Annotated in this window: 16 protein-coding genes; 11 read left to right on the top strand and 5 right to left on the bottom strand. The window is 41.6% G+C overall.

What is annotated here, in order from left to right; all coding sequences use genetic code 11:
• From rseP to ACTRWE_RS06015, 7 genes are all read left to right on the top strand, one after another.
• Positions 1–1,353, top strand: coding sequence for a sigma E protease regulator RseP (rseP, locus tag ACTRWE_RS06045; protein ID WP_016899283.1), 1,353 nt, complete (start codon positions 1–3; stop codon positions 1,351–1,353).
• Positions 1,354–1,459: 106 nt separating this feature from the next.
• Positions 1,460–3,931, top strand: a complete 2,472-nt coding sequence (gene bamA, locus ACTRWE_RS06040) for an outer membrane protein assembly factor BamA (RefSeq protein WP_462879662.1) — start codon at positions 1,460–1,462, stop codon at positions 3,929–3,931.
• 11 nt (positions 3,932–3,942) lie between these two features.
• A complete protein-coding gene (locus ACTRWE_RS06035; protein WP_010388129.1) occupies positions 3,943–4,461 on the top strand; it encodes an OmpH/Skp family outer membrane protein in 519 nt (172 codons plus the stop codon).
• 7 nt (positions 4,462–4,468) lie between these two features.
• Positions 4,469–5,491 carry a UDP-3-O-(3-hydroxymyristoyl)glucosamine N-acyltransferase gene (lpxD, locus tag ACTRWE_RS06030; protein WP_462879661.1) on the top strand — a complete coding sequence of 341 codons (1,023 nt, stop codon included), beginning with the start codon at positions 4,469–4,471 and terminating at the stop codon, positions 5,489–5,491.
• A gap of 27 nt (positions 5,492–5,518) precedes the next feature.
• Positions 5,519–5,971: a 3-hydroxyacyl-ACP dehydratase FabZ gene (fabZ, locus tag ACTRWE_RS06025; protein WP_008110974.1), complete on the top strand. Its 453-nt coding sequence runs from the start codon at positions 5,519–5,521 to the stop codon at positions 5,969–5,971.
• Positions 5,972–5,973: 2 nt separating this feature from the next.
• Positions 5,974–6,744, top strand: coding sequence for an acyl-ACP--UDP-N-acetylglucosamine O-acyltransferase (lpxA, locus tag ACTRWE_RS06020; protein WP_008110972.1), 771 nt, complete (start codon positions 5,974–5,976; stop codon positions 6,742–6,744).
• A 179-nt stretch (positions 6,745–6,923) separates the two neighbouring features.
• Complete coding sequence (locus ACTRWE_RS06015) at positions 6,924–7,316, top strand: septal ring lytic transglycosylase RlpA family protein (protein ID WP_462879660.1); 393 nt, start codon at positions 6,924–6,926, stop codon at positions 7,314–7,316.
• A 12-nt stretch (positions 7,317–7,328) separates the two neighbouring features.
• On the opposite strand, the gene cydC is transcribed toward ACTRWE_RS06015, so the two are convergent.
• The 5 genes from cydC to ACTRWE_RS05990 are packed head-to-tail and all read right to left on the bottom strand — an operon-like array spanning position 7,329 to position 13,719.
• A complete protein-coding gene (cydC, locus tag ACTRWE_RS06010) occupies positions 7,329–9,065 on the bottom strand; it encodes a thiol reductant ABC exporter subunit CydC (protein ID WP_462879658.1) in 1,737 nt (578 codons plus the stop codon).
• Positions 9,058–10,833, bottom strand: coding sequence for a thiol reductant ABC exporter subunit CydD (gene cydD, locus ACTRWE_RS06005; protein ID WP_462879656.1), 1,776 nt, complete (start codon positions 10,831–10,833; stop codon positions 9,058–9,060). Before cydD ends, cydC begins: the two co-directional genes overlap by 8 nt.
• The gene (gene cydX, locus ACTRWE_RS06000) at positions 10,823–10,987 is read right to left on the bottom strand and encodes a cytochrome bd-I oxidase subunit CydX (RefSeq protein ID WP_008110965.1); all 165 of its coding nucleotides are present in this window, start codon (positions 10,985–10,987) and stop codon (positions 10,823–10,825) included. Before cydX ends, cydD begins: the two co-directional genes overlap by 11 nt.
• Positions 10,988–10,999: 12 nt before the next feature.
• Positions 11,000–12,139, bottom strand: a complete 1,140-nt coding sequence (gene cydB / locus ACTRWE_RS05995) for a cytochrome d ubiquinol oxidase subunit II (protein ID WP_008110962.1) — start codon at positions 12,137–12,139, stop codon at positions 11,000–11,002.
• On the bottom strand, positions 12,136–13,719 hold the full coding sequence (locus ACTRWE_RS05990) for a cytochrome ubiquinol oxidase subunit I (protein WP_462879655.1): 1,584 nt from the start codon (positions 13,717–13,719) through the stop codon (positions 12,136–12,138). Before ACTRWE_RS05990 ends, cydB begins: the two co-directional genes overlap by 4 nt.
• A gap of 293 nt (positions 13,720–14,012) precedes the next feature.
• Here ACTRWE_RS05990 and lpxB point away from each other — a divergent pair, with 293 nt between their 5' ends.
• From lpxB to accA, 4 genes are read left to right on the top strand one after another with little or no spacing between them, the layout of a single operon-like run.
• On the top strand, positions 14,013–15,170 hold the full coding sequence (lpxB, locus tag ACTRWE_RS05985; RefSeq protein WP_008110958.1) for a lipid-A-disaccharide synthase: 1,158 nt from the start codon (positions 14,013–14,015) through the stop codon (positions 15,168–15,170).
• Complete coding sequence (gene rnhB, locus ACTRWE_RS05980) at positions 15,160–15,759, top strand: ribonuclease HII (RefSeq protein WP_010388148.1); 600 nt, start codon at positions 15,160–15,162, stop codon at positions 15,757–15,759. The genes lpxB and rnhB overlap by 11 nt, the downstream gene beginning before the upstream one ends.
• A 2-nt stretch (positions 15,760–15,761) precedes the next feature.
• Positions 15,762–19,253, top strand: coding sequence for a DNA polymerase III subunit alpha (gene dnaE / locus ACTRWE_RS05975; RefSeq protein ID WP_462879654.1), 3,492 nt, complete (start codon positions 15,762–15,764; stop codon positions 19,251–19,253).
• Positions 19,254–19,269: 16 nt separating this feature from the next.
• A complete protein-coding gene (accA, locus tag ACTRWE_RS05970; protein ID WP_008110950.1) occupies positions 19,270–20,226 on the top strand; it encodes an acetyl-CoA carboxylase carboxyl transferase subunit alpha in 957 nt (318 codons plus the stop codon).
• Positions 20,227–20,303: the final 77 nt, after the last annotated feature.

Genomic DNA, 20,303 nt, shown 5'->3' with positions numbered 1-20,303 from the left:
ATGTTCGATTTTTTTTGGAATTTAGGTTCGTTTATACTCGCACTAGGCATTCTAGTGACCGTTCATGAATATGGTCATTTTTGGGTTGCGCGTAAAGCGGGTGTAAAGGTACTGCGCTTTTCAATTGGTTTTGGTAAACCCTTACTAAAATGGCACGATAAATATAATACTGAGTACGTTATTGCGGCAATCCCGCTGGGCGGATACGTGAAAATGCTCGACGAGCGTGTTGATGAAGTGCCTGCCAATCAACGTCATTTATCGTTTAATGCTAAATCAGTTCAAGCCCGCATAGCCATTGTGGCAGCAGGGCCGATGGCGAACTTTTTGTTCGCTATTTTTGCTTTAGCGGTGATGTACATGGTAGGTGTGCAAACCATAAAACCAGTTGTGGGTAGTGTTGTTGAAGGCAGTCGAGCTGAACAAGCCGGTATTATGCCAACCCAGCAAATTATTAAAATTGGTGATGACGACATAAGTAATTGGCAAGATGCGACCTTTTCTTTGATGTCTCATTTAGGTGATAAAAGCGTTGCCGTAACCTTACGCAACGAAAATTATCAGCAAACAGTGCAAACGCTTAACCTAGATGGTTGGAAGCTTGATCAACAAGATGTACCGCCGCTCAGTTCGTTAGGTATTGTACCGTTTCGTCCTCAGGCAACCTTGGTTATTGCTGCTATTACTAAAAACTCAGCTGCTGAACAGGCTAATTTACAGGTTAACGACGTTATTTTAGCTGTGAATGGTGAAACAATGACCAGTTGGCAGCAATTAGTTAATCTTATTACTCAATCGGCTAACAAATCCTTACAATTTAGTGTAAAAAGACAAGATAGTATAAAAACAATAACAGTTACTCCAAAGAGCCGGGTCGTCAGTAATGGCATAGAGCAAGGCTTTTTGGGTGTTGCTCCCGTTGTAGAACAGTGGCCTGATGATTTTGTAGAGACTAGACATTATGGGCCACTAGATAGTATTGTGCTGGGCACAAAAGAAACATGGCGTTTAATTACGCTGAGTTTTGACATGATAGGTAACTTAATAACAGGCCAGGTGTCGGTTAAAAACCTAAGTGGGCCCGTCGGCATAGCCGTAGGCGCCGGCACCAGTGTTAGTTATGGATTAGTCGCATTTTTAAGCTTTTTAGCTTTGATAAGCGTTAACTTGGGAGTATTTAATTTACTTCCTCTGCCAGTGCTTGATGGTGGGCACTTAATGTATTACATAATTGAACTTTTTCGTAAAAAGCCAGTCTCTGAAAAGACACAAGAGTTTGGTTTTAAAGTGGGAGCCTTGCTACTCATTTTTCTAACATGTTTCGCTTTGTTCAATGATGTATCGCGCTTGTAGTTATGTAAGCGTGGTAACGACAAATTAGAACACGATTGTAAAGCTCGTAAATATTTAATTTTCGATGCTAAGCGGTAATACAGTTGTAAAGGATAAAGATAATAAAATGGCTATAAAAAAACATTTGGTAGTTTCAAGTTTATTGGGTGCAAGCTTTGCAGCCCTAGGCCAAAACTCCTTTATTGTTGAAGATTTAAAAGTTGAGGGATTGCAACGTGTCGCACTTGGTGCTGCATTAACGCATATTCCTATTAACGTGGGCGACAATGTTGATGAATATACAATTTCAAAAACAATTAAGTCACTTTATCGCTCTGGTCACTTTGACAATATAAAAGCGTTACGTGATGGTAATAACGTTATTTTTAAAGTAACTGAACGTCCAACCATTAGCTTTATTGAATTTGAAGGCAATAAAGACATAAAAGATGAGCAATTAAATCAGTCACTCGATCAACAAGATATTCGCCAAGGCGAGCCGCTTGATAAAACGGTAATCGATAATATCGAAAAAGGCCTGATTGAATTTTTTCACAGTATTGGTAAATACAATGCAAAAGTGGATATCAGTGTCACTAAATTACCACGTAATCGCGTTAAATTAAGACTTGAGTTTGACGAGGGCGATGCAGCCTCCATTCGTCAAATTAACTTAGTGGGTAATGAGCTTTTCTCAAACGAAGAGTTATTGCAACTAGTTGAGTCGCAGCAAGACTTACCATGGTGGCAGTTTATGGGTAGCGACCGCTATCAAAAACAAACCATTGAAGGCGATTTAGAAAAAATTCGCAGCTTTTATTTAGACCGTGGCTATTTACGCTTTAATATTGACTCAACTCAAGTATCAGTTAGCCCTGAACGTGAGTCTGTTTATGTAACGGCAAATATTACCGAAGGCGTTAAATACAAAGTGAAAGGCTTTGATTTCATCGGTGATTTACTCGGTCGTGAAGAATTAATAAAAAGTGTTATTCCACTGCGTACAGGCGAGCTTTATAACGGATCAGTGGTTACCTCATCAGAAGAATTTATCAAAAGCTACTTGGCGCGTTTTGGTTACGCCAATGCTGAAGTACGTACGATTCCAGAAATTGATGACGAGAACCAAGAAGTACAATTGACTCTGTCGGTTGACCCAGGCAAGCGTGTGTATGTTCGTCGAATTATTGTAGGTGGTAACCAAAACACGGCTGATGAAGTACTGCGCCGTGAAATGACACAGCTTGAAGGTGCATGGTTATCTAATCAAAACCTAGAGCGTTCTAAACTACAAATTCAACGTTTACCTTATATGGAAACCGTTGATTTTAATGTGGTGCCAGTTCCAGGTGTTGATGACCAAGTAGACGTTGACTTTACTGTTAAAGAGCAATCTGCGGGCAGCTTCAATGCCGGTCTTGCCTATGGCTCATACTTAGGTCTGCAGTTTAATATTGGTGTAACCGAGTCTAACTTTTTAGGCACAGGTAACCAAATTGGCTTTAATATTAATACTTCACGCGGCTCTGAGCGTGTCAGTGTATCGTATACCGACCCTTACTTTACGCCGGATGGCGTATCGCAGGGTAGCAGTATCTTTTACAGTAACTACGATGCCAGTCAGTTTAGTTTGATTGACTATAAGTCAAAAAGTTATGGGTTAGGGACAAACATTGGTTTCCCAATTGATGCCATTAACCGTATTAATTTTGGCGCACGTTGGATAGAAGAACAATTGTCAGATATTGCTGAATATGAGCAAACACGTGTACTACGTGAAACCTTCTTAGATCCAGAAAATCCAGATGCGGGCTTTGAATTTACAAAGTACGAGCTAAGTGTTGGTTGGTCACGAGTTACAGTTAACCGTGGTTTATTCCCAACGGCAGGTTCACGACAAACATTAAACTTAACAGCCACAACGCCAAACTCTGATTTACAGTACTTTAAATTAAATTATGATTCGCGTTTTTACTGGCCGATTTCTAACGATCATCGTTGGGTTTTCTCAACGCGTGCTGCATTAGGTTATGGTAATGGTTATGGCTCTACCAATGGCTATGATCAAACTTTACCGTTCCAAGAATACTTCCGTATCACTGAAATGGAATTACGTGGCTTTGATAGAAATACCATTTTACCGCGTGCTGTTTCGCGTATACCGCAATCAATACCAGGTACGCCATCAGGTGATGGTACAACCACAGGTAATATTGGTGGAGCATCGGAGTTTGATGTATTGAGAACTCAAGGCCGTATAGGTGGTAACGCGAAGGCGGTTGCAGGTATGGAACTTATTGTTCCTACACCGTTCTTAGATGAAGAAAATACCAGTTCGGTACGTACTAGTTTCTTTGTTGATGCTGCCAACGTTTGGGATACCGAGTTTAACGTTGATCGTTATCAAAACTTAGGTATTGATGAGCGTGCAAAATTAGATGATTATTCAGACCCAATGCGCTTTAGGGTTGCAACCGGTTTATCATTACAATGGATCTCACCTATGGGTCCTATGCTGATCAGCTTTGCGTATCCGTTGCAAAAAGAAGAAGATGACGATACCAAGACCATCAGTTTTAATATTAGTAACACTTTCTAAAGGAGTTTTTTGTGAAAAAATTATTCAAATCAACAGCAGTTGCCGTTCTAGCTACACTTATGATGGGTACATCAGTTAATGCTTTTGCTCATAAAGTGGGTATTGTAGATATGCAAGAAATCTACAAGCAGCTTCCACAAATGGCTAAAATCGAACAGTCTTTACAAACTGAATTTGCTGAGCGTCGTCAAGAGCTTGAAAAGTTACAGGGCGATATTCGCTTTGAAGCTGAAAAGTTTAAGCGTGAAAGCACCACAATGAGTCAAGATCAAAAAGACGCATTACGTGATAAAATTCAGGGTATGCAAAAAAACCTTGCTGAAAAGGGCCGTCCGTTAGAGCAAGAAATTAAAGCACGTCAAAATCAGGAGTTGGCTAAAGTTCAGACTTTAATCATTGAAACTATCCAAGAGATTGCTAAAAAAGGTGACTTCGACGAAGTTAAAGTAAAAGACACAACTATTTACTTTAATCCTAAAGAAGTAACTGATCTTTCTGAAAAAGTAGTAACAGCTGTAAGTAAGAAATAATTAATCTATGCAAAATTATACGCTTTCGCAAATTGCGGAACTTCTAGGCGCCGAGCTTCAAGGTGATGGCGCTTTAGAAATTAAAAAAATAGCGACACTTGCAAATGCCCATACTGGGCATATTGCATTTTTAGCGAACAAGAAATATCGATCTCAGCTTGAGACAACAAAGGCCAGTGCGGTGATACTCAGCCCTGACGATGCGCCTTACTTTTCAGGCAATAAAATCATCGTTGCCAATCCTTATGTTTGTTATGCCAAACTCGCTCAGTTTATGGATACTACACCTCGTAGTGCAAATAGTGGTGTACACCCGAGTGCGGTAATACATGCCAGTGCACAAGTGAGCAAAAGTGCAGCCATTGGTGCTAGTGTTGTAATTGAAGCTGATGCTGTAATTGGTGATAACGCACAAATTGGTCCGAACAGTTTTATTGGTGAACGTGCTAAAATAGGCTCAGGCACCAAACTTTGGCCAAGTGTGAGCATTTATCATGATGTTGAGATTGGCGCAGATTGTTTATTGCAAGCTAACACTGTCATTGGTAGTGATGGCTTTGGCTATGCAAATGAACGTGGTCAGTGGCTTAAAATTCCACAATTAGGCTCTGTGATCATTGGCGATAAAGTAGAAATTGGCGCAAGTACCACGATAGATCGTGGTGCGCTTGATGATACTATTATCCACAGTAACGTTATTATTGATAACCAGTGTCAAATAGCACACAACGTTGAAGTTCAGTCAGGCACTGCAATTGCCGGTTGTACTGTACTTGCAGGCAGTGTCAGCATAGGTAAAAATTGCCAGATTGGCGGCATGAGCGCAATTAACGGTCACATGTCTGTGTGTGATGGTGTTATAATTACCGGCATGAGTATGGTGACCAAATCAATCACCGAACCAGGTATTTACTCATCTGGTATGCCTCATACGACTAACAAAGAATGGCGAAAATCAATTGCTCATTTGCGCAACCTTTCAGACATGAAATCACGTCTAAAAGCGCTTGAAGCATTGAACAAGTCATGAACGTTGAACACTAAAAAGGATGCTATTTTGGCAAACGAATTAAATAGCCTTGATATTCAAGAAATTTTAAGTTTATTACCGCACCGTTACCCGATGTTACTAATTGATCGTGTAATCGATTTCACCCCAGGTGAATCATTGCATGCAATTAAAAATGTATCGATTAATGAACCTATTTTCACTGGCCACTTCCCAAATCAGCCGATTTTTCCTGGTGTGCTAATATTAGAGTCAATGGCGCAAGCAACGGGTCTATTAGGGTTTAAAACGGTTGAAAATCGTAGCGAAAACGAACTTTACCTATTTGCAGCTGTAGACAACGCGCGTTTTAAGCAGCCAGTTGTGCCAGGTGATACCATGCATCTTCATGTTAAGTTTTTAAAAGAGCGTCGTAACATATGGAAATTTGCGGCTGAAGCTAAAGTTGACGGCAAAACAGTGTGTAGCGCCGAAATCATGTGTGCTAGAAGAGAGTTTTAATTGTGATCCATGCTACGGCAATAATCGAACCGGGTGCAAAACTTGGTAACAATGTGTCAGTTGGACCATATAGTTACATCGGTAATGATGTTGTTATTGGTGATGACTGCATTATTGAGTCTCACGTTGTTGTTAAAGGGCCTGCTACTATTGGCTCTGGTAACCATATTTTTCAGTTTGCCTCTGTGGGCGAAGCCTGCCAAGACAAAAAATATAACAACGAACCAACCAGTTTAATTATTGGCGACAATAATGTGATTCGTGAATGTGCGACTATCCACCGCGGTACAATTCAAGATGAAGGTGTTACCAAAATAGGCAGCAATAACTTATTTATGGCTTACACCCACGTTGCACACGATGCGGTAATTGGCGATAACGTTATTTTTGCAAATAATGCCAGTGTAGCGGGTCACGTTCATGTTGGTGATTGGGTTATTTTAGCGGGTAACTCAGGTGTTCATCAATTTTGTAAAATTGGTGCGCATGCATTTGTTGGTATGTATTCGGGGGTAAACAAAGACGTACCTCCATTTGTTACCACCATTGGTATGCCAGCAGGCCCTGCAGCAATCAATACTGAAGGCATGAAACGCCGTGGTTTTGAAAGTGATGAAATCATGGCAGTACGCCGCGCTTATAAAGCGTTTTACCGCAAGAGCTTAGGTGTTGATGAAGCGATTGAATTACTTGCTGAAGATGCTGCAAAGTTTCCAGCAGTGCAATTGATGATTGATTTCGTTAAAAGCTCAGAACGCGGTATCGTGCGTTAATACAGAGCATTTTAATAGATATAAAAAACCACCTTTGAGCAATCAAGGTGGTTTTTTATTAGCTGATATTTGATTAATAACTCAGCCATGAAGTGCATGTTGCTATGTTTATTAAATTCAGTCTCTACTCAGGCTTACCTTATTACACTCCCTACACATTTTCCTATAAAGTATAAATAATGAAACTGATAAAATTCGTATTTATTTCAGTATTATTAGTGATTTTGACCGCCTGTAGTACTGCGCCAAGTAATATAAATAATCAACAACGTAATGTTGCCGAGCAAGGTAAAGCATCATTTTATGCTGATAAATACCACGGCCGAACTACTGCCAGTGGCGAGCGATTTAGCCAACAAGCAGCAACAGCTGCTCACTTAAAACTCCCGTTTGGTACACGAGTAAAAGTTACTAATATCGCTAATAATAAGTCAGTGGTGGTCAGAATTAACGACAGGGGTCCTTATATTCGGGGGCGAATTATAGATTTATCTAAGGCGATGTTTAAAAAAATAGCCGACCCTAAAGTCGGCGTTATTGATGTATCGGTCACCGTTATTGATAATAAGTAATACTGCTAAGGGCTAAAAGCGGGTTGTTAACGCCACATAGTCAGGGTGTTCATTGAGCAATTGTTGATGTGAACCTTGAGCGATGATTTGTCCGCTATCTAACCAGATGACACTATCCATTTGCGATAACAACGCTGGATCATGAGTAATTGTTAATACACTGGCGTGCTCTTTCAGTTGTAAAACACTGTTCATAACAGCTTGTTTAGAGATATTATCGAGCCCTTCAGTCGGTTCATCGAGTACTAAAATGGCGGGTTTTTGCAGCAGGGCCTGTGCCAAGGCTATACGTCTTGATTGACCTTGAGACACATTTCGCCCGCCGGTACCTAAACGGGTTTTCAGCCCTTGTTTGAGCTCAGAGAACCAACCACCAAGTTCTGCCTGTGTTAATGCTGCTATCATTTGTTGCGAGGTTGCATCGGGAGCTGCATAAGCAAGGTTTTCGCTTAATGTGCCATCAAAAATATGATGCTGCTGAGCTAAAATATTTAATGTCTTTGCACGACTCTCATTATTTAAATCATGCAGGCTTATGATTTCTTTGTCGCTTTGTAAGTTTATTGTTCCTTGCTGCAGTGGCCATAAACTACTGAGCAAATTCACTAAGGTCGTTTTACCACTGCCGCTTCTACCAACAATAGCCACTTTTTGCTTCGCGGGGAGCTCAAAACTCACATTATTTAATGCCTGCTTTTGGCCATAGTGATAGCTGACATTATTTAACGACAAAGCCCAGTGCTTATTTAATAGCTCAATATCTGTGGTTGATACATTGTTTGTGCTAAGCGTTTTGTCTTCAAGAATAAAGAGTCGCTCAGCTGCTTTTAGTACATTAGGAAGCTCAATAAAGGCGTTAGGCAGTAACAATACGCTTTCAAAACTGGCAAGCACAAACAGGCTCAACATCGCCAGCTCTACATTGACCATAGCACCGCTAAACACTAGCGGCACAATAGTAACAATGCTGGAAAGCATAGCTAATTGCACTATGAGTAAGCTTAAGCCATCAGCGTTTCCAAGAGCCTTATGACGAATAAATAATTGTTGATTATACTGCTCACTTAACAGATCACACTTAGTGAGTTGTTGGTTTCGAGCTTGATAAATATTTAGTTCTCTAAGGCCCGTAAGAGTGTCTGATAGCTCTGCTCTAAGTTGTGCACTAAGTAAGGTTTCTTGGTGACTATTTTTATCTAATTGCTTACTTAATATTGCCGGTATAATCACCCCAATAATAATAATCCCAACAAAACAAATAAGGGCGACATTTACATTGTAGGCTGACATAAACAGCATAATAATAGGCACAGTCAGTAAAGCTACTAACATCGGCAGCAACACATTTAAATAAAACTTATCTAATGCGTCTACATCGTTTTGCAAGCGATTAACTAAATCGGCACTGCGGCTCATAGCTAAATCAAGGTTATTGAGCTTGCTGAGAGTGGCGAACATGTTTACTCGTATTTCACTTAACAATAAAAATGTGGCGTTGTGAGTAACTAAGCGTTCAGCGTAACGTGAGGCGGTGCGCACAATCGCTAAAAAGCGGATGGTGCCAGCTGGGGTAAAGTAGTTCATATGGACGCCGGCAATTCCTGCGGCTGCCATAGAAGCTAAAAACCAGCCTGAAATAGCGAGTAAGCCTACATTAGCTAGCACCGTGAGTGACGCTAGAAACGTCCCCAAAAGCATCGCTTTATAATGAGGGCGGCACAATTTGAGCAAACGAATAAAATTAGCCATTAGTTACCCCTTGTTCTGCTGTTTGCAGTAGCTTTGCAAATTCGCCAGATTGCTGGCTGAGCGATTTAAAATCGCCTTGTTGAGCGATGCAGCCGTTTTCCATCACGATAAGTTGCTTAGCATTTTTTACTGTATTTAAGCGATGTGCAATGGTGATCACTAAGTGTTCTTTTGCATACTCAGCAATAGCGTTTTGAATGAGTTGCTCGGTTTGGCTATCTAAATGAGCGGTTGGCTCATCGAGCATTAAAATAGGGGCGTGTTTTAAAAATGCACGAGCTAATGCTATACGCTGTTTTTGCCCGCCAGATAGCCCTTCACCTTGCTCACCTATTAAGGTGTTAAAGCCATCGGGTAGCTCGTTAATAAACTCCAGCGCACCTGCTTGCTCTGCAGCATTTACAAGTGCTTCATATGAAGCGTCTGGGTTACCTAATTTTATGTTGGCGGCTAGGGTGTCGTAAAATAAGGTTGGCTTTTGTGGGATCCATGCAATGTTTTGTTGTAATTGGCTTATATCCGCGGTCGTCAATGGTTGTTGGTCAATGGATATATGTTGTATTACTTCTGGGTGAAAACCAAGCATGCAATCAAGTAGGGTGCTCTTACCTGAGCCGCTAGCTCCGACAATGGCTACTAGTCCTGTGCTTGGCAGGGTTAAATTAATATTATTTATTCCCTCATTGCTATTAGGGTAACTAAAGTTGAGCTCATGGATGCTTATAGTTCTACTAGCATTAACATTGATCTTTGCTGTGTGGCTATCATCATTTTCGGGCAGTGGTGCATTTAAAATAATCAACATATCTGCAGCAGCACTAATTCCCTGCAGGCGTGCATGGTAATGGCTGCCTAATTGGCGAAGGGGTAAATAAAATTCAGGTGCTAGTAACAGCACTACAAAGCCAGTAGCAAAATCTAGGGTGCCAAAAAATAATCTAAAGCCAATAATTACCGCTACCAGTGCCACACTAATTGTGGCTAAAAACTCCAGAGCAAAAGAGGATAAAAAAGCAATTTTTAACACGTTTAGCGTTGCGTGCCTAAAATCATCTGAAATACGCGCGATTTGTTTAAGCTCTTTGCGCGTGGCATTAAATAATTTTAGTTGAGTAAGCCCTTGTACGCGATCAAAAAAGTAGTTACCTAATACTGCCAGTTGTTGCCAACGTTTTTGATTAAGTGCCTCGGCTTTGTGGCCAACTAGAATCATAAAAAAGGGAATAAGTGGTGCAGTTAATAAAAATATCAGTCCTGCTTTATAGTCGGTCGGAAATATAACCATTAATATTGCAATAGGAATAAGCGCACTGTAGGCAACCCCAGGTAAGTACTTTGCATAGTAGTCATGGAGTGCTTCTACGCCATTGTGCAGCGTGTTGAGCGTTGCACCTTGGCCATGTTGCTCTATATAACTTGGGCCGAGTTGTGTGAGTTTATCGAGTAAGGTTTGGCGAATAGCCGATTTAATTTTAAGCGTAGCAAATGCGCTCAAGCGCTCACTTAACGCTAAGAAAATGGCGCGCAGTAAAATAATACCCGCTAAAGGCCATAAATAGTGGGTTACTTGGGCTAAACTATGCCCTTCAAACATCACCTCATGAATGGTTTGCGCGAGTAAATAAGCACCTGCAATCATTAAAATTGCATTAACTGTTCCAAGTGCAATGCTTAGCTTTAACCACATTGCCGCCGGTTTACTCTGCTGTTTTAAAAAAGCGCGCAGGGGTTGTTGCTGCGCGCGATTTGGTCGGGGATTAGTCGTCATTGTGATTTGTATTATGCTCGTTTAATAAATCATGGGTGGCTTGTTCATCATCAGCAATACTGTTTTTATTTTGATGAAATTCATACCACATCACGTTTATAACGCCTAAGGTACAAGCAAGCAGTACACCTAAAATCCACGCGAAATACCACATAATTTAGTCTCCTTAATAACTGCCGTGAGGGTTGTTTTCAATTTCATCAACCGTCACTCTGCGCCACATTTTCACATAACACCAGGTGGTGTAGGCTAAAATGAGTGGCACAAATATAACCACAGCAATGAACATAACATTGAGTGTTCTGTGGCTCGATACCGCATCCCAAATTGTTAAGCTAATATCAGGGTTATTGCTTGAAGGCATAATAAACGGAAATAATGAAACGCCCGCAGTCATAATCACCCCAATTAACATCACACTGGTTGCTAATAATCCCAAAGCTGGCTTATTCAATTTAGAAAACAGGAGTGCACACAGAGCCATCGCAAATGCCAAAATAGGGAAGGTCATTGTCCATGGACGTTCACTGTAGTTATTAAGCCATGCGCCTTGAGCCGTGGTAACTACTTTTGCCAATGGATCTGCATGACCTTGGGTGTCGCCCATAGAGGCAATTTGATAACCTGTTAGGTTGGCAACCCACACACCGGCCGCTGCAAATAATACTATAAAGGCAAGTAATGAGTAGCGACCATATTGTCCTGAGCGCTCAGCAACTTGATCAGCGGTTCGCAATTGTAGCCACATTCCCGCGTGTGCAATTAACATGGTAATACTAACTAAGCCGGCAATGAGCGCAAACGGATTAAGTAAGGCAAAAAACGACCCTTGATAACTAACTCTCAATAAATTATCGATATGAAACGGTACACCCAAAAACAAGTTACCAAACGCTACACCAAATACCAGCGCAGGTATGGCACTACCGGCAAACAAGCCCCAGTCCCAGTTATTACGCCAGCGTTTAGAGTCAACTTTAGAGCGATAATCAAAGCCAAGAGGCCTAAAAAATAATGCAAATAACACCAGCATCATGGCAAAGTAAAAACCAGAAAACGCTGCCGCATAAACCATAGGCCATGCTGCAAATAAAGCGCCACCTGCGGTTATAAACCATACTTGGTTACCATCCCAATGGGCGCCAATAGTGTTAATAACGGTACGGCGTTCAGAATCTGTTTTGCCGACTAAGCGTAGCAACATGGCAACGCCCATATCCATACCATCGGTAATGGCAAAACCAATTAACAGCACACCTATAATTAACCACCAGAGCATTTTTAATGTTTCATAATCAAAAATCATGATAGTTCTCCTTTAGCAGCCGTGCTGTGATCAGGTAATTCAAAATGGTACTTACCGGTATGAAGGGAGCTTGGTCCTTGCTTAATAAATTTAATCATTAACCATGCTTCAACAATCGCCAGTCCAGTATAGAAAACAATAAAACCAGTTAAGCTAATTAAAATATCATTAACCGTCAGTGATGACGTTGCTAAAAAGGTCGGTAACACTTCAGAAATTGCCCATGGCTGGCGGCCATATTCAGCCACAATCCAACCAAACTCAATGGCAATCCAAGGCAGAGGAATGCTTAATACTGCGGCCCACAACAACCAACGTTTTTGTTCAATAATACGATGGGCGTTGTAATAAAAAGCAAGGATAAATACGCCAAGCATAATTACACCACAGCCAACCATGATCCTAAATGACCAAAACATAGGGCCCACTTTAGGGAAGGAGTCTTTAACGGCTTGTTGTATTTGTGCCTCACTGGCATCTACCACGTTAGGGGTATAACGTTTCAGTAATAGGCCATAGCCTAAATCATCTTTGACGTTATCAAACTTTTCGATATTTGCAGGGGTATCGTCACCTGCGCGAAGTTTTTCTAGATATTCATAAGCAATCATGCCATTGCGAATACGCTTCTCGTGTTTTTTCTCAAGATCTGAAATACCAATCACTTGTTCATCAAGTGAGCGCGTTGCAATAATACCTAATGCGTAAGGAATTTTAACCGCAGCATGAGTTACTTGCTCTTCAGAGTCAGGAATACCTAGCATGGTAAAAGCTGCGGGGGCTTCTTCGGTATGCCATTCAGCTTCAATGGTCGCGAGTTTTACTTTTTGTACTTCACCGACTTCGTAGCCAGATTCATCACCGAGTAAAATAACACATAAAATAGAGGCTAAACCAAAGCCTGATGCCACCGAGAACGAACGTTTAGCAAATGCCAAATCACGTCCTTTTAATATGTACCAGCTACTAATCCCAAGCACAAACATAGACGCCGCAACATAACCTGCAGACACAGTATGAATAAACTTAACTTGCGCTACAGGGTTAAATACTAGCTCTGCAAAACTAGTCATTTCCATACGCATGGTTTGATAGTTAAACTCTGCCCCGACTGGGTTTTGCATCCACGCATTAGCAACTAAAATCCATAGCGCAGACATATTAGTGCCCAGCGCCATTAAAAATGTTACCCCTAAATGCTGGCGTTTAGAGAGCCTGTCCCAACCTAAAAAGAACATCCCCACAAAGGTTGATTCTAAAAAGAAGGCCATTAAGCCTTCAATAGCTAGTGGTGCACCAAATACATCACCCACATAATGAGAGTAATACGACCAGTTAGTACCAAACTCAAATTCCATGGTGAGGCCGGTAGCCACACCAATAGCAAAGTTAATACCAAATAACTTGCCCCAAAACTTAGTCATATCACGATAAATCTCGCGACCGGTCATAACATAAACCGATTCCATAATAACTAAAATCCAGGTCATACCGATTGTTAACGGCACAAATAAAAAATGAAATAGAGCGGTGACAGCAAACTGTAATCGCGATAGATCCACAAAGGTTTCATCTATCATTTTTGGCTCCTTTGGTTGTGATGCAGTGACAGCACAAAGCAATTGTTAATGTTTTTAATAAACTTTCAGTAATTTCTGAAAGTTTGCATCATTATTGGCGTTTGTACAATTTTTGTCAACATGTATATTAGAAAACTTTAATATACTATGACATTACATCAGTCTATAAAATACGCAATCATCAATTAAGAGTAAGCTAGAAAAAAGTGGTGCGTTTTAAGCGTTTAACCTAGCCTTAAAACACGGTAAACTAATCGGTATGAACGCCGGGTTTACTTGTGAAAAAATAGCAAATGAAAAAAGATAAAAAACAACTACGAATTGGTATTGTGGCAGGTGAACTGTCGGGCGATATTTTAGGTGAAGGGCTGATAAAAGCGCTTAAAGCGCATTTTCCTGATGCAATTTTTGAAGGTATTGCAGGTCCTAAAATGCAAGCTCAAGGCTGCAAAACGCTGTTTGATATGGATGAACTGTCGGTTATGGGGTTGGTTGAAGTCCTTGGCCGTTTACCGCGCTTGCTAAAAATTCGCAAGCAGTTAGTACAGCACTTTATTGATAATCCTCCTGATGTGTTTATAGGCATTGACGCGCCCGATTTTAATTTACGTGTAGAAAAACCGTTAAAAGATGCGGGTATTAAAACTGTGCAATACGTTAGCCCTTCAGTGTGGGCGTGGCGTGAAAAACGCATTCACACTATAAGTGCAGCCACTAACTTAGTATTGGCTTTATTACCTTTTGAGAAAGAATTTTACGACAAGCACCAAGTACCTTGTACTTTTGTAGGCCACACATTAGCCGACGACATTGCACTTGAGCACGACGATAGCCAAGCCCGTAGCCAACTAGGCTTAAATGCTGATGACAAGGTGTTAGCGTTATTACCCGGGAGCCGGGGCTCAGAAGTGGGCTTGTTAAGTGAAACCTACATAAAAACAGCGGCTCAGTTGCAAGCACAGAACCCAGCGCTTAAAGTCGTTGTGCCACTGGTGAACGAAAAGCGCAAAGCGCAGTTTATTGCTATTTTAAATGCCACAGCGCCCTCACTAAATGTTAACTTACTAGACGGCCAATCAAATTTAGCCATGCAAGCCGCCGATGCCATATTACTGGCATCAGGTACGGCAACGCTTGAGGGCATGTTATATAAAAAACCAATGGTGGTTGGTTATAAAATTAAACCACTGAGTTATTGGATTTTTAAAACCTTATTTACCTTTAATATTAAATATTTTTCGTTACCTAATTTATTGGCAGACGAAGAATTAGTGCCAGAGTTTTTGCAAAGCGAGTGTAATGTCGCTAATTTAACAGCAGCACTTACCCCTATGCTAAATAGTGACAATAAAGAATTAAAAGCCCGCTTTTTAGCCATACATGAAAAAATTAGATTAGATGCAAGTAAACAAGCTGCAAATGCAGTGGCGGAGTTAATAAATGCAAATTGAACGACCTAATGTAACCCTAATTGCCGGTGTAGATGAAGTGGGTCGTGGACCGCTGGTGGGCGACGTGGTTACTGCCGCTGTTATTTTAAATCCCAATAAGCCAATCGCAGGCTTGGCCGATTCTAAAAAATTAACGGATAAAAAACGTCAATTATTAGCCACTGAAATAAAAGAAAAAGCACTGTGTTACGCCATTGGCCGTTGTAGTCCAAGCGAAATAGATGAGCTAAATATATTACAAGCCACTATGCTTGCTATGAGCCGCGCAGTGGAAGCACTTAGCACCGTGCCTGAATTTGTGTTTGTAGATGGTAACCGCCTACCTAAATTAGCTATGCCCGCCCAAGCGGTGGTGAAAGGCGATAGCTTAGTCGCTGAAATCTCAGCCGCATCTATTTTAGCAAAAGTGGCTCGTGATGATGAAATGATTGAACTTGATGCGCGCTATCCACAGTATGGGTTTGCAGGGCATAAAGGGTATCCAACTAAAGCACACTTTGCAGCGCTTGAGCAATACGGCGCTATAGATGAGCATCGTAAGAGCTTTAAACCGGTGCAGCGTGTGCTTGCGCTTTCGGGTAAGGAGTAATTATGCCAGCTCCTGATTTTGTTCACTTACGAGTGCACTCAGACTTTTCGATGGTTGATGGTTTGGCAAAAACCAAACCAATCGTCGCTAAAGCACAAGAGCTTGAAATGCCAGCGCTGGCAATTACCGATCAAATGAACTTTTGTGGTTTAGTGCGTTTTTATGGCGCAGCGCATAACGCAGGTATCAAGCCACTTGTTGGTGCTGATTTTTGGGTACGTAGCCCAGAATTCCCTGATGAACCAAGCCGAATAACGTTATTAGCTAAAGATAACACTGGCTATAAAAATATTACTTTATTGATTTCTAAAGCTTACCAACGTGGTCATGTGTTTCATCGCCCAGTGATTGACCGTGAATGGTTAGTTGATTTAAAAGAGGGGCTCATCATACTCTCGGGTGCTAAAGATGGCGATTTAGGAAAAGCATTAATAAAAGGCAACCCCGCTATTGTTGAGTCGGTGGTAAGCTTTTATAAACAGCACTTCAGCGATCATTATTATATTGAACTTATTCGCACCAACCGTGCTCAAGAAGAAAATTATTTGCACATGGCAGTGGAGCTTGCAACCACAGAGCAACTGCCAGTAGTGGCTACCAATGAAGTGGTATTTTTAAAGCCAGAAAACTTTGAAGCCCATGAAATTCGGGTGGCTATTTTTGATGGTTATACCCTAGATGATAAACGCCGACCAAAGCGTTTTTCACAAGAGCAATACCTAAAAACGCCAGAACAAATGGCAGAGCTATTTAGTGATATTCCAGAGGCGTTACAAAATACCGTAGAAATCGCAAAGCGCTGTAATGTAACCGTTCAATTAGGTGAGTATTTCCTACCAGATTACCCTACAGGCTCATTAAAAATTGATGAGTTTTTGGTTAAAGTCTCACAAGATGGACTTGAAGAACGACTGCAATTTTTATTTCCTGATGAGCAAGAACGCCAAGAAAAACGCGGCGAATACGATGAGCGTTTAAAGATAGAGCTCGATGTAATTAACCAAATGGGATTTCCTGGTTACTTCTTGATCGTAATGGAATTTATTCAGTGGAGTAAAGATAACAATATTCCAGTAGGTCCAGGGCGTGGTTCAGGTGCGGGCTCCTTAGTAGCTTATGCGCTTAAAATTACCGACCTTGATCCACTAGAGTTCGATTTACTCTTCGAGCGCTTCTTGAATCCAGAACGTGTTTCAATGCCCGACTTTGACGTCGACTTTTGTATGGATAGACGTGATGAAGTAATTGATCACGTATCGGCCTTGTATGGGCGTGATGCGGTATCGCAAATTATTACTTTTGGTACTATGGCGGCCAAAGCGGTTATACGCGATGTAGGCCGGGTACTTGGTCATCCGTATGGATTTGTTGATCGTATTTCTAAGCTTATTCCGGGCGACCCTGGAATGACCTTAGCCAAAGCGTTTGAAGTTGAACCTCGTTTGCAAGAAGCCTACGACGGCGATGAAGAAGTTAAAGACTTAATCGACATGTGTCGTATTCTTGAGGGTTGTACCCGTAATGCCGGTAAACACGCAGGGGGCGTTGTAATATCGCCGACCACAATTACCGATTTTGCTGCGCTCTATTGTGATGATGAAGGCAAGTTTCCGGTTACTCAGTTTGATAAAAACGATGTAGAAACCGCCGGTTTGGTTAAGTTTGACTTTTTAGGCTTACGTACGCTGACCATCTTACAGTGGGCAGTGGATATGACCAACGAGCGCTTAAAGCGTGAAGGCAAACAGCCGGTTGATATCAACACCATTCCACTGAATGATAAAAAAAGTATTGAACTACTGCTGCGCGCTGAAACCACCGCAGTATTCCAGCTAGAATCACGCGGCATGAAAGACCTAGTTCGCCGATTAAAGCCCGATTGCTTCGAAGATATGATAGCCCTTGTTGCTTTGTTCCGTCCAGGTCCACTGCAATCAGGCATGGTAGATAACTTCATCGACCGAAAGCTCGGCAGAGAAGAAATCTCATACCCCGATGCGCAATATCAACACGAAAGTTTAAAGCCTATTCTTGAGCCGACTTACGGCATTATTTTGTATCAAGAACAAGTTATGCAAATAGCGCAGGTGCTGGCCGGTTATACACTAGGCGGCGCCGATATGTTACGTCGTGCCATGGGTAAGAAAAAGCCCGAAGAAATGGCAAAACAGCGCTCAACCTTTGAAGAGGGCGCGCGTAGTAATGGCATAGATGGCGAGCTTGCAATAAAAATATTCGACTTGGTTGAAAAGTTCGCGGGTTATGGTTTTAACAAATCTCACTCAGCAGCTTATGCATTGGTATCGTATCAAACGCTGTGGATGAAAACCCATTATCCGGCCGAGTTTATGGCTGCGGTAATGTCGGCTGATATGGATAACACCGACAAAATAGTAACGCTGGTGGATGAGTGTGAAAACATGAAACTCACTTTGTTACCGCCCGATGTAAACGCCGGTGAATACAAGTTTACTGTTAATCTTCAAGGTGAAGTTGTTTACGGTATAGGAGCAATTAAAGGCGTGGGTGAAGCCCCCGTTGATGCCATATTAGAAGCGCGAGCGAAAGGAGGCCCATTTAAGGATTTATTTGATTTTTGTGCGCGTGTTGATTTAAAGCGCTTAAATAAACGTGTCACCGAAAAATTAATTTATGCAGGTGCATTAGATCAACTAGGGCCAGAAAAAAACCAACCTGGGCGAGCAACGCTGCTAGCAAGTTTAAAAGATGCAATGCGCGCAGCCGATCAACACAACAAAGCTGAGCTGTTAGGGCAAAGTGACTTGTTTGGTTTACTGGCCACAGAGCCTGACGAAGTAGAACAAGCGTTTATTAAAGCCACACCACTTACAGATAATCAGTGGCTTGATGGCGAAAAAGATACCTTAGGCCTTTATTTAACTGGCCATCCTATAAACCAGTATCGACGAGAGCTTGGGCATTACACCTCAGGCCGACTCATTGATTTGCAGCCCACTAACCGTGATGTAGTCTCAACTGGGGCGGGCTTGGTGATTGCCGCGAGAACCTTAATTAATAAAAAAGGAAATCGCTGGGGCTTGATAACTTTAGATGACAAAAGCGCCCGAATTGATGTACGCTTGTTTCCAGAACAGTTTGAAATGTACCAAGATATGTTGCAAATCAATAATATTTTGGTGATATCCGGACAGGTCAGCTTTGATAACTTCTCTGGTGGTATTACAATGACCGCCAGAGAAATAAACACCATTGCTCAGGCGCGTGAAAAGCGTATAAAAGCGATTAAGATGACGCTGAATATGGTGCAGATCGAGGCTGGTTTCTTCGATAAATTACAAAAAGTACTCGAACCATACAAAATGGGAACGTGTCCGATCAAGGTATATTATCAACGCCCCGATGCGTTGGTACAATTAACCCTAGGGATCGAATGGTGTGTTACGCCAAGTGACGACTTAATTCATAAGTTATCGCTGATGGCAGCGCAAAATGTAGAACTAGAATTTAACTAATTAGGTAGTTTAGAGCATGAGCCTCAATTATCTTGATTTTGAGCTTCCAATCGCAGAATTAGAAGCAAAAATTGAAGAATTACAAAATGTAAGCCGCGCTGGCGAATTAGACCTTGGATTAGAAGAGGAAGTCAGCAAACTTAAAGAAAAGAGCGCACAAATGAAGGAGAAAATTTTCTCTGAACTTGGTGCTTGGCAAGTATCACAGCTAGCACGTCATCCGCTGCGTCCTTATACTCGAGATTATATCGAGCGTATTTTTACGGAATTTGACGAGTTTGCGGGTGATCGTACGTTTGCTAACGACCCTGCAATTTTAGGCGGCGTTGCTCGTTTAGATGGTGAACCTGTTATGGTGATCGGTCAGCAAAAGGGCCGTGGTACTGCTGAAAAAATTAAACGTAATTTTGGCATGCCAAAACCAGAAGGTTACCGTAAAGCATTGCGCTTAATGGAAATGGCTGAGCGTTTTAAAATGCCAATCATGACATTTATCGACACCCCAGGTGCATACCCAGGTGTTGGCGCAGAAGAGCGTGGTCAGTCAGAAGCAATTGCACGTAACCTAAAAGTAATGGCCGCACTAAAAGTACCTACAATTTGTACTGTTATTGGTGAAGGTGGTTCAGGTGGTGCATTAGCGATTGGTGTAGGCGACAGAGTAAACATGCTGCAATACAGCACTTACTCAGTTATTTCACCAGAAGGTTGTGCCTCTATTTTATGGAAAAGTGCTGATAAAGCGCCACTTGCAGCAGAAGCAATGGGTGTAACAGCCGAGCGTGTTAAAGAGCTAGATTTAATCAACAACCTAGTTGATGAGCCGCTAGGCGGCGCACACCGTAATTATGATGCCATGGCACGTAATTTAAAAGTTCGCCTTAAGCGCGATTTAGCAGACTTACAAGCGTTATCGCTTGAAGAGATGCTTGACCAACGTTACAAGCGTTTAATGTCGTTTGGTTATTGCTAAACATAGCTAAATGTAGCTAAGTATAGAAAAAAGCCGCCTATGCGGCTTTTTTTGTTTTCAGCCCCTAAACCACCTAT

This window comes from Pseudoalteromonas sp. G5_S1_54_S4 (assembly GCF_054968565.1).
This window is presented reverse-complemented; position numbering and strand designations above follow the sequence as displayed.

Excerpts from the sequence above, each read along its gene's own strand:
- rseP (WP_016899283.1), top strand. The coding sequence starts at position 1 with ATGTTCGATTTTTTTTGGAATTTAGGTTCGTTTATACTCGCACTAGGC.
- bamA (WP_462879662.1), top strand. The coding sequence starts at position 1,460 with ATGGCTATAAAAAAACATTTGGTAGTTTCAAGTTTATTGGGTGCAAGC.
- lpxD (WP_462879661.1), top strand. The coding sequence starts at position 4,469 with ATGCAAAATTATACGCTTTCGCAAATTGCGGAACTTCTAGGCGCCGAG.
- ACTRWE_RS06015 (WP_462879660.1), top strand. The coding sequence starts at position 6,924 with ATGAAACTGATAAAATTCGTATTTATTTCAGTATTATTAGTGATTTTG.
- cydC (WP_462879658.1), bottom strand. The coding sequence starts at position 9,065 with ATGGCTAATTTTATTCGTTTGCTCAAATTGTGCCGCCCTCATTATAAA.
- cydD (WP_462879656.1), bottom strand. The coding sequence starts at position 10,833 with ATGACGACTAATCCCCGACCAAATCGCGCGCAGCAACAACCCCTGCGC.
- cydX (WP_008110965.1), bottom strand. The coding sequence starts at position 10,987 with ATGTGGTATTTCGCGTGGATTTTAGGTGTACTGCTTGCTTGTACCTTA.
- cydB (WP_008110962.1), bottom strand. The coding sequence starts at position 12,139 with ATGATTTTTGATTATGAAACATTAAAAATGCTCTGGTGGTTAATTATA.
- ACTRWE_RS05990 (WP_462879655.1), bottom strand. The coding sequence starts at position 13,719 with ATGATAGATGAAACCTTTGTGGATCTATCGCGATTACAGTTTGCTGTC.
- lpxB (WP_008110958.1), top strand. The coding sequence starts at position 14,013 with ATGAAAAAAGATAAAAAACAACTACGAATTGGTATTGTGGCAGGTGAA.
- rnhB (WP_010388148.1), top strand. The coding sequence starts at position 15,160 with ATGCAAATTGAACGACCTAATGTAACCCTAATTGCCGGTGTAGATGAA.
- dnaE (WP_462879654.1), top strand. The coding sequence starts at position 15,762 with ATGCCAGCTCCTGATTTTGTTCACTTACGAGTGCACTCAGACTTTTCG.
- accA (WP_008110950.1), top strand. The coding sequence starts at position 19,270 with ATGAGCCTCAATTATCTTGATTTTGAGCTTCCAATCGCAGAATTAGAA.